This window comes from Limosilactobacillus reuteri (assembly GCF_013694365.1).
In the GTDB taxonomy this organism is placed as follows: Bacteria; Bacillota; Bacilli; order Lactobacillales; family Lactobacillaceae; genus Limosilactobacillus; species Limosilactobacillus reuteri_E.
The window spans coordinates 419,284-429,244 of record NZ_CP059275.1; the positions used below are offsets into that span (position 1 = coordinate 419,284).

11 protein-coding genes (1 of these 11 cut by a window edge) are annotated in these 9,961 nt (G+C 38.0%); all 11 read left to right on the forward strand.

The features are described 5' to 3' along the window. Tightly spaced (each overlapping or abutting the next), the 11 genes in view from mreC to recA form a layout consistent with a single transcriptional unit that may run on beyond the window. A protein-coding gene (mreC, locus tag HHK02_RS02470) for a rod shape-determining protein MreC (protein WP_035160182.1) crosses the window boundary here: on the forward strand, positions 1-751 show its 3' portion. It extends 107 nt beyond the left edge of the window; the window shows 751 of its 858 coding nt (coding positions 108-858); its start codon lies beyond the left edge, outside the window; it ends in the stop codon at positions 749-751. Then, the gene (gene mreD / locus HHK02_RS02475) at positions 752-1,288 is read left to right on the forward strand and encodes a rod shape-determining protein MreD (RefSeq protein ID WP_003666652.1); all 537 of its coding nucleotides are present in this window, start codon (positions 752-754) and stop codon (positions 1,286-1,288) included. Beyond that, a complete protein-coding gene (locus HHK02_RS02480) occupies positions 1,289-1,936 on the forward strand; it encodes an amino acid ABC transporter permease (protein ID WP_003671946.1) in 648 nt (215 codons plus the stop codon). After that, entirely contained in the window at positions 1,937-2,587 is a 651-nt protein-coding gene (locus HHK02_RS02485) for an amino acid ABC transporter ATP-binding protein (protein ID WP_003667608.1), read from the forward strand. Then, positions 2,588-3,439 (forward strand): amino acid ABC transporter substrate-binding protein, encoded by an 852-nt coding sequence (locus tag HHK02_RS02490; RefSeq protein ID WP_078009164.1) that lies wholly within the window; start codon positions 2,588-2,590, stop codon positions 3,437-3,439. It begins immediately after the preceding gene. Next, positions 3,440-4,687, forward strand: coding sequence for an EF-P 5-aminopentanol modification-associated protein YfmF (gene yfmF, locus HHK02_RS02495; protein WP_181462719.1), 1,248 nt, complete (start codon positions 3,440-3,442; stop codon positions 4,685-4,687). Then, on the forward strand, positions 4,688-5,986 hold the full coding sequence (gene yfmH, locus HHK02_RS02500) for an EF-P 5-aminopentanol modification-associated protein YfmH (protein WP_085719249.1): 1,299 nt from the start codon (positions 4,688-4,690) through the stop codon (positions 5,984-5,986). It abuts the gene before it with no gap. Next, positions 5,987-7,024 (forward strand): helix-turn-helix domain-containing protein, encoded by a 1,038-nt coding sequence (locus HHK02_RS02505; protein ID WP_078009167.1) that lies wholly within the window; start codon positions 5,987-5,989, stop codon positions 7,022-7,024. Then, on the forward strand, positions 7,025-7,612 hold the full coding sequence (gene pgsA / locus HHK02_RS02510) for a CDP-diacylglycerol--glycerol-3-phosphate 3-phosphatidyltransferase (protein ID WP_181462720.1): 588 nt from the start codon (positions 7,025-7,027) through the stop codon (positions 7,610-7,612). Further along, complete coding sequence (locus HHK02_RS02515) at positions 7,613-8,860, forward strand: competence/damage-inducible protein A (protein ID WP_181462721.1); 1,248 nt, start codon at positions 7,613-7,615, stop codon at positions 8,858-8,860. Then, positions 8,861-9,949: a recombinase RecA gene (recA, locus tag HHK02_RS02520; protein WP_078009169.1), complete on the forward strand. Its 1,089-nt coding sequence runs from the start codon at positions 8,861-8,863 to the stop codon at positions 9,947-9,949. Positions 9,950-9,961 lie beyond the last annotated feature (12 nt).

The following is a 9,961-nucleotide window of genomic DNA, read 5'->3' on the forward strand; positions in this document are numbered from 1 at the left end:
ACCACCGATTATCCAACAATTTGGAAATGATATTGTTGGCTTTGTTGATAGTGCAGTTGCTCTCCCTGTAAATTGGGCACAGACAAGTATAAGTTCAATAAATGGGTTGATGAATACTTATTCTGAAAACCGTGAACTTAAACAGCAAGTAACTGAATTAGCACAAACTAAAGTCCGTGATCAGACCTTAGCTCATGAAAATAAACAATTAAAACAACAGTTAAAACTTAATAATTCAATGACCGACTATAATACAGTTACAGCGGCTGTGTTAATGCGCACACCATCTTCATGGCAACGACAACTCGTAATTAATAAAGGTCAATCTAGTGGTATTAAGAAGAATATGCCCGTTATGAGTGGTAGTGGGTTAATTGGTCGGATTACAGAAGTAAATAAAACTAATAGTAAAGTTGAATTATTGAGTGATACTAGTGAATCATCAAACCGTTTTGCAATTACCCTTAATGGTCAAAATGGGAAGGTGATTAACGGGATTATCACCGGATATAATGCAAGAAATAACGAGCTTGAAATGGGACAAGTAACTTCTAAAGCTAAAATAAAAAAGGGTACCCGAGTAGTAACCAGTGGAATGGGTGGTGTGACACCAAAGGGACTTTACGTTGGTCGCGTGTCGCATGTCGGTAAAGATGATTATGGCCTCGCCCAGAAAATCTATATTACTCCAGCAACGGACTTTAATGATATTAATATTGTTACAGTTGCTGAAGCAGCTTCGCAGGAGTGAATGTATCGTTTATCACGCTTAAAATATATATTCCCAATTGGCTTATTTGTATGTCTGTTTTTGGACGGAGCCTTAAGCCATGTGTGGGCACCATTATTTTTCAGTTATCCCTATTCAATGGTGAGTGAACTTGTCTTACTATGGTTAGTCTTATCGTACTTCTTTCAAGATGATATTGAGATTCCATTAATTCCATTTGCAATTGCTGCTGGTGCAGTTTACGATTTATACTTTTCGGGAATTTTAGGATTGTATATTTTCTTGTATCCATTAGTAGTCGAAATAACTAAAATTTTATCTCGTTATTTTAGTTCATCATTTCTTTCGATGATTATGATTTTCTTTGTTGATATTGTCATTTTTGAGACGTTTAATTATTGGGCATATTATTTAGTGAATATTACTAATGTTGGTTTTGGCGACTATCTTATTTATACGCTTGCTCCAACGTTAGCATTGAATTTAATTTATTTTGTTGTCCTCTTCTGGCCAATTCGCGCAATATATCGCTGGGCATTAGACGATGATCAAATTTAAATGTCAATGCAATATATAAGTGAAATTCTACCTTCATTATTCCAAGGGGCTGCTCTTACATTACAGATTTTCTTCTGGACATTAGTTGGATCGCTGCCATTAGGAATTTTGGTTAGCTTAGGACTTACTTCTAAAATTAAGCCTTTGAAGTGGGTGTTAGAAATTTATGTTTGGTTAATGCGGGGAACGCCTTTGCTGCTTCAACTAATCTTTGTATTCTATGGGTTACCAATTATTGGCATTGTTTTTGAACGTTACGATGCCGCCCTAGTTGCTTTTATTTTGAACTATGCAGCTTATTTTGCTGAAATTTTCCGTGGTGGTTTCCAATCTGTTGATCAAGGTCAGTTTGAAGCAGCTCGTGTTTTACGCCTAAGCTACTGGCAAACCCTTCGTAAAATTATCATTCCTCAGGTAATAAAAATTGTTATTCCATCAATTGGAAATGAAGTTATTAACTTAGTAAAAGATTCATCGTTAGTTTACGTAATTGGTCTTGGTGATTTACTTCGAGCAGGAAACGTTGCAACTTCACGGGATGTCACACTTGTTCCATTGATGTTAGTCGGATTAATCTATTTGATCCTTGTAGGAATTTGTACATTAATTCTACGGCAAGTTGAAAAATGTTATGCATACTTCAAGTAAATGTTAGAAGTTCGAGATTTAAAAAAGAGTTTTGGTGATCGGCAAATTTTAGATGGGGTTAATTTAACAGTTAAAGATGGTGAGATTCTTTGTATTGTTGGTCCATCAGGTGCTGGGAAAACGACCTTACTTCGTTGTATTACTGGACTGGAAACTCCCGATAGTGGTGAGTTTTTCATTAACGGTCGTCGCTTTGATCCTCAGGGAACAGATGCAGCTGACCGAGTAATCGGTGTGGTTTTTCAAGACTTTAAGCTTTTCCCAAATCTTTCGGTAATGGAAAATATCACGTTAGCGCCGATGATGGTATTGAAAAAGGATAAACAAGAAGCAATTGCTGAAGCGCAAAAACTGCTTGAAGAATTAGGGCTTAATACCAAAGGAAAATTGTACCCCTACCAACTTTCGGGTGGACAAAAGCAACGGGTTGCCATTGCTCGTGCATTAGCAATGAAGCCTAAAATTTTGTGCTATGATGAACCAACATCAGCGCTTGATCCAAACCTCCGAAAAGATGTGGCTAATATTATTTTGGGATTAAAGAAGGACGGAATGACTCAATTAATTGTTACTCACGATTTAGAATTTGCGGAAGATATTGCTGATGATATTTTACGAGTACAACCACTTGATCAACGTCAGAATAAATAGATGAAAAAAGCGAAAGCAATTTGGTTACTTATTTTGTTAGTAGTACCTGTTCTCCTTCTTAGTGGCTGTGAAAGTGTAACAAAGCGTGCTGATACGCAAGATACATGGAACCGGATTGAGCGCCGAAAAAGAGTAATTGTCGGCCTTGATGACAGTTTTGTTCCAATGGATTTTCGCCAAAAGAATGGCAAGCTGGTTGGTTATGACGTTGATCTTGCCCGGGCTGTTTTTAAGCAGTATGGAATAAAAGTTGATTTTCAGCCAATTGATTGGTCAATGAAAGAGACTGAGTTAAAAAATGGTACGATTGACTTGTTATGGAATGGGTATTCTGTTAATCCTAGCCGTGCCAAAAAAGTTGCCTTTAGTCGTTACTATTTAGAGAATCGGCAGATATTAGTAACTAAAAAGAAGAGTAACATTAAAAATCTGAACGGGATGACGGGCAAAACACTCGGGGTGCAGAATGGTTCAACGGGAGTAACCGTTTTGGATGAGAAGCCAAAGTTATTAAAGGATAAAATAAAGAACCATACACCAGTACTTTATGATACATTTCCTAATGCATTTATTGATTTAAATGCAAATCGAATTCAAGGAATTTTAATGGACGAGGTTTATGCTAATTACTATATTAAGCACCAACCAAATAGTAATTCGTATCGCACTTATATTAGCAAAGAGCTGCCAATGGAACATTTTGCAGTGGGAATGCGAAAAGGTGACAAGACCTTAAAGAAGAAAATTAATCAAGGCTTAGGTAATTTGCAGAAAAATGGTGAATTACGGAAGCTTAATGAAAAATGGTTCGGTCAAGATAGTAACTACTTGGGACCGGATAACACTAAATAAGTGGATTTTAATCTTGCTCGTGGCGTGGACTTGCACATTATACCCACAAAACAATTTAAGATGAATCACGTCTTAATAGATTTTGCGACTCCGCAAACACCAACGAATGCTACTGCACGAAATTTATTGGCAAACCTATTAGAGACCAGCACGCATCGCTATCCAACACAGACGGCTTTGGCTCGTCAACTGGCATCTTTATATGGTGCTTATGTTAATTTATATGTTAACCGGCTGGGGACATTGCATACTGTTCGATTGCGAGCAAGTTTTGTTAATGATCGCTTTGTTGATGAAGATTTATTTGAAAAGATTAGTAGCTTAATAAATGAGATCATTTTCCATCCCCTGATCGATGATGGGGAATTTGATGGTCCTACTTTTAGGATTCAATCTAATAATTTAAAAAGTGCGATAAAGTCGCTTTATGACGATAAACAATTTTTGGCTAATCAACGTCTTATGGACTTGTACTACCAAAATGATTCTGTAATGAAGGTTCCTAGTTTCGGTCAAATTGCTGATCTTGAGAACTTAAATGCTAAAAGTTTAGTTTCAACGTATCATTCAATGATTAATGAAGATAAAATTGATATTTTTGTGTTAGGTGACATTGATCCGATACGTGCTCAGCAAGTTATTGCTAAGTTGCCTTTTAAAGATCGCGATATTGCTAATAATTCACCTTTATATCATCAAGCATTGTATGATCAAGTTCAAAGAAAAACAGAATACCAACAAGTAAATCAGGCAAAGTTAAATTTGGCATATTCTTTACCTGTCTATTATTATGATGCTGATTACTATGCTGGTTTGGTTTTCAATGGGCTTTTTGGTGGCACGCCATATTCAAAACTTTTTACGAATGTCCGTGAAAAAGCTAGTTTAGCTTATTATGCCTCTAGCCGGCTCCTTCCATTTAATGGGATTATAAGTGTTCAAACGGGAATTCAAGCGAGTGATCAAGAAAAAGTTCAAAATATGATTCAGGAACAATTGACTGCCTTGCAAAATGGTGATCTTACTACTGAGACGTTAAGTGAAGTTCAAGATAGTTTGATTAACCAATATCGTGCAGGGCATGATTTGGCAAGTAATGTTTTGGAGCAACAATTAGTTACCAAATTAGTCAATGAATCGGATAAGAACTTTATTACTGAAATAAAAAAAGTAACCATAGCTGACGTCATGCGCGTTGCTAAACAAATGAAACTTCAGGCAGTTTATTTATTAAGTGGTGAGAAATAAATGGATAGAGAAGTTTATCAAAAATTTAACCAGTCCATTTATCGTGAACAATTATCAAATGGTTTGAAAGTCCAGCTCTTACCAATGGAAGGCTACCATAAGACATATGCTATTTTAACAGCTGATTTTGGCTCCATTGATAATCATTTTATACCGTACCATCAAAAGGAGGCGATTACTGTTCCGGACGGGGTTGCCCACTTCCTTGAGCATAAAATGTTTGAGAAAAAAGATCATGATGCCTTTGATTTGTTTGGTAAACTAGGAGCTGATTCAAATGCCTTTACTAGTTTTACTCAAACAAGTTATCTTTTTTCGACCACTAGTAATCTCCATGAGAATTTAGATGTTTTATTAGATTTTGTTCAAGATCCCTACTTTACTGCAGAGACAGTGAAGAAAGAGCAGGGGATTATTGGCCAAGAAATTCAAATGTATGAGGATGATCCGAGTTGGCGGCTTTACCTAGGTATTTTAGGCAATTTATACCCTAAAGATCCAATGCGGATTGATATTGCGGGAACGGTTGAATCAATCAGTCATATTACACCAGAAATTTTGATGGATAGTTACCGGACTTTCTATCAACCAACCAATATGAACCTTTTCCTTGTAGGACGCTTAGATCCAGAAGAAACAATGGGATGGATCAAGCAAAACCAAGAACAAAAGATTTTTGCTCCCGCAGAGACACCCCAACGGTTATTTAGCTTGAACGATCCAACTGCTCATGATGTAATTCCATTTCGTTCATTAACGATGGATATTGTTCGTCCCAAAGTGATGGTAGGTTTACGAGGGACCAAGCAATTTGATGATGGTAAAGAACGGCTTCACTACAAATTAGCAATTGATCTTTTGTTAGATGTTTTGTTTGACGATACTTCAGATAATTATTTGCGTTTATATAATAATGAAACATTAGATGACACGTTTAGTTACAATTTTGAAATGCAACGGGGCTTTCACTTTGCGTACTTTAGCTCTGATACTGATCAGATGGAACGCTTTGCAGATGAGGTTATTGATATTCTTGAAAGTGCTGACCAACAAATTGAAGCGGCGCGGACAAGGTTTGAGGGAATTAAAAAAGCAGAACTAGGGCGGTTAATTGGCTTATTAGATTCGCCAGAAGCAATTGCTAATCGTTATGCTGGAGACCTCTTTGCTGGTGCTAGCTTGATGGATGAGATAGCGACCTTGGAAACTATTACGATTGATGATCTTTATCAAGTTGCAAAAGAGTTTATTACTCCGCAAGGTATTTCGGTATACCAAGTTGTTCCGCAACATCAATAAATGAGTGAGAACGAGAACGATCAAAAACGACTAGAAATCGGTAAAATTTTACGAAAAGCACGGGAAGAAAAGGGCTATACCCTTGATGACCTTCAACAAATGACTAAGATTCAAAAGCGGTATTTAATCGCGATTGAAGATGAAAATTTTGATGAACTTCCTGGTGACTTTTATGTTCGTGCGTTCATTAAGCAATACGCCAATACAGTGGGCTTAGATGGTAATGAATTATTGCAAAAATACGATGATCAATTACCACAGACTAAAACGGAAGAGTATTCCGATCACTTGGCTCAAGCAGTTGAAACTCGTGCAAACCAACGAAAAACTGTTAGTGGGAGCGTAGATAAGGTTCGTAACTACATGCCAACGATTATTATTGCTTGCGTGATTATTTTAGTGTTGGCAGCGATTTGGATTACGGCCATTGCTCGCAATCATCGCGATTCTTCTACACGGATTGATAATAGTTCAGTATCTGTTTCTGGAGAGAGTCGTAAGAAGGCCTCTACCTCTGCTAAAAAGGCAAGTACAAAGCAAAGCAAATCAACGGCAATCAAGCTTCAAGAAGCACCTAATCGGAATGACACAAGCGTTACTTACACAGCAAGTCAACTTACTAAAGACACAACGCTACAAATTGAACCAAGTGATCGTTCTTGGATGCAAGTAAGAGCAAATAATAATGACTTATTAAATAGAACTTTGAATAACAATGAAAAAACTAGTGTAAAAATAAGTCGTGACACAACTTCATTAGTAATCACGGTTGGCAATGCCCGGGCAACAAAATTAAAACTCGGTAATCAAGAAATCGACTTTACTAATAATGGCCGTTACCAGAACACGCGGAATGTAACGATTAACTTTGGCCGTACCCAAACAAGCAGCAGTTCAGCAAGTCAGCCGTCAAATAGCTCAAGCCAAGCTTCGTCATCCTCGGCACGTCCTAATAATGCTACTCAACCGTCTGCTGCTAATAATAACAGTCGTCCTCAGACAAATGCTAGTCAACAAAGTAATCAACCAACTCGTTAATTGAATTTACCAAATAAACTAACTGTTATACGTTTAATTATTATTCCCTTTTTCTTATTATTAATGGTGCTGCCATTACAAAGTTGGGGAGCTGTAAGTTTTTGGGGAGCAACTATCCCGATGGCTCAGCTTATTGCTGCTATTTTATTTATTGCAGCAACAATTACTGATAATCTTGATGGACAAATCGCGCGACGGCACCATCTTGTAACTAATTTTGGAAAGTTTACTGATCCGCTTGCTGATAAGTTGCTTGTCATGACTGCATTTATCGTTTTAACTGGAAATGGTGTTGTTCCATCATGGGTAACTTCAATCATTATTTGGCGAGAATTGTCTGTTACGGGCTTACGTTTATTGTTAGTGGAACAAGACGGGGTAGTATTAGCTGCTAAAATGCCGGGGAAGATTAAGACAACTACTCAGTTTTTTGCAATTATCTTCTTACTCTTAAATAATGTTATTTTTGCTATTTGGAATATTCCATTTGGCCAAATAATGTTATATATTTGCTTGTTCTTTACTATTTATTCTGGAGTGGACTACTTCATTCAGGGACGCGACGTCTTTTCGGATGGATTTAAATAGATGGATGCAGAAATTATCTCAGTAGGAACTGAAATAGTCCTTGGGCAAATAGTTAATACTAATGCCGCGTACTTAGCTAAAAAACTGACCCAACTTGACTTACCGGCTACTTATCAAACAACTGTTGACGATCAATCGCAGAGATTAGAGCGGGTTATTAATCATGCTTTGATTCGTGCTCAATTAGTTTTTGTTTGTGGGGGACTCGGACCAACTGCAGATGATGTTACGATGCCTACAGTTGCCAAAGCCTTAGGGAAAGAGCTGTGGACTGACGAAGAACACTGGAAATGGATTCAAAAAACATTTGAGCAACGGCAAATAAAAATGGAACCAGAGAATATTCGTCAAGCCCAGTATCCACGGGGAGGAGAGCCACTTGCCAATCCTGTTGGGCTTGCTCTAGGATGTTGGTATGAAACTAAGGGTAAAGTTGTTGTTGTCTTACCAGGACCACCCGCCGAATTTAAGGCAATGGTTGAAAAGAGTCTGATTCCTAAACTCCAGCAATATTTTCAAACAGGAAAACAAATTACCAGTCGGACATTAAACTTTTTAGGGCGGCCGGAGTCACAATTAATGGATGAAATTGAAGATGCTACTAACGATATACCAGGGATAAGCATTACTTCTTATGTTCAACCAACGGCAATTCAGGTTCGACTCACCGTGCGTGACTTACCAGTGATTGAAGCTGAAGAAAAAATTGATCAGGCACAAAAAGCAATTCTTGCAGTTGAAGAACCATTTTTCTTTGGAGTGGGGGATGACCTTACACTTGCTAAAGTCATCGTTGAACAATTAAAAAGTCGCGGGTGGAAATTGACAGCAGCAGAAAGCTTAACAGGGGGGATGTTCCAAAGTACTATTTGTTCCGTACCAGGAGCCTCGACTGTTTTTAATGGTGGTTTCGTTACTTATGCTGCTAGTGCAAAGGAAAAGTTATTAGGAATTCCCCACGACACGATTGACCAGTATGGGGTAGTGAGTTCTGAAACTGCTGCGGCAATGGCAGAAGGGTGTCGACGAAAATTAAATGTTGAAGTTGGGATTGGCTTTACTGGTGTGGCAGGTCCAGATATGTTAGAAGGACAACCAGCGGGGACGGTCTGGATTGGACTAGCAATGAAGGGACGCCCAACTAAAACCGTTCAATTACATCTTGCATCCTATGTTGGAAGACAGGCGATTCGTACATTAAGTGTTCAGTATGGACTTCAATTAATTTACCGTGAACTAAAAAAATAATTGGCTGACCAACGAAAAGCAGCATTAGATGTTGCTATCAGAAAGATCGAAAAGAACTTCGGTAAGGGCTCTATTATGCGAATGGGTGACGCCACTGATATGAAGGTTGCTTCAGTTTCTAGTGGTTCCCTTGCTATTGACAAGGCACTTGGAATTGGTGGATATCCTCGTGGTCGGATAGTTGAAATTTATGGCCCTGAAAGTTCTGGTAAGACTACTGTAGCATTACATGCAGTAGCAGAAGTACAACGTCAAGGCGGAACAGCAGCCTATATTGATGCTGAAAATGCTCTTGATCCTCAATATGCAGAAGCCTTGGGTGTTAATATTGATGACCTATTGCTTTCACAACCTGATAGTGGTGAAGAAGGATTAGAAATTGCTGATGCATTGATTTCCAGTGGGGCAGTTGACTTAGTAATTGTTGATTCAGTTGCAGCATTAGTTCCTCGTGCTGAAATTGATGGTGATATGGGTGATACCCATGTTGGGTTACAAGCTCGTTTGATGTCTCAGGCTCTTCGAAAACTTTCTGGTGAAATTAATAAGACAAAGACAATTGCTATCTTTATTAACCAAATCCGTGAAAAGGTTGGAGTGATGTTTGGTAACCCTGAAACAACAACTGGTGGACGGGCACTTAAATTTTACTCAACTATCCGGATGGAAATTCGTCGTGCGGAACAAATTAAGAATGGTACGGATGTTATTGGAAATAAAGCTAAAGTAAAGATTGTTAAAAATAAGGTTGCTCCGCCATTCAAACGTTGTGAAGTTGACATTATGTATGGTGAGGGAATCTCTAAGACTGGTGAATTGCTGGATATGGCAGTTGAAAACGATCTTGTTGACAAGAGCGGTGCATGGTATTCATATGGTAATGAACGGATTGGGCAAGGTCGTGAAAATGCTAAAAAGTGGCTTAAGGAACACCCAGATAGCATGAATGAATTAATGGATAAAGTTCGTGTTGCAAATGGGATGGAACCGTTAAATGAAAAGTCAACGAAAGAAACTGCTGATGATAAAGCCAGTGGTAAGACCGGTGAAAATAAACAAGAAACAATTGAAGAAGCAAGTAAAGAATAAGTGAAAATTTTA

What these genes read in the sequence shown, in the direction of transcription:
- mreD (WP_003666652.1), top strand. Translation starts at nt 752, where the DNA reads ATGTATCGTTTATCACGCTTAAAATATATATTCCCAATTGGCTTATTT.
- HHK02_RS02480 (WP_003671946.1), top strand. Translation starts at nt 1,289, where the DNA reads ATGTCAATGCAATATATAAGTGAAATTCTACCTTCATTATTCCAAGGG.
- HHK02_RS02485 (WP_003667608.1), top strand. Translation starts at nt 1,937, where the DNA reads ATGTTAGAAGTTCGAGATTTAAAAAAGAGTTTTGGTGATCGGCAAATT.
- HHK02_RS02490 (WP_078009164.1), top strand. Translation starts at nt 2,588, where the DNA reads ATGAAAAAAGCGAAAGCAATTTGGTTACTTATTTTGTTAGTAGTACCT.
- yfmH (WP_085719249.1), top strand. Translation starts at nt 4,688, where the DNA reads ATGGATAGAGAAGTTTATCAAAAATTTAACCAGTCCATTTATCGTGAA.
- HHK02_RS02505 (WP_078009167.1), top strand. Translation starts at nt 5,987, where the DNA reads ATGAGTGAGAACGAGAACGATCAAAAACGACTAGAAATCGGTAAAATT.
- HHK02_RS02515 (WP_181462721.1), top strand. Translation starts at nt 7,613, where the DNA reads ATGGATGCAGAAATTATCTCAGTAGGAACTGAAATAGTCCTTGGGCAA.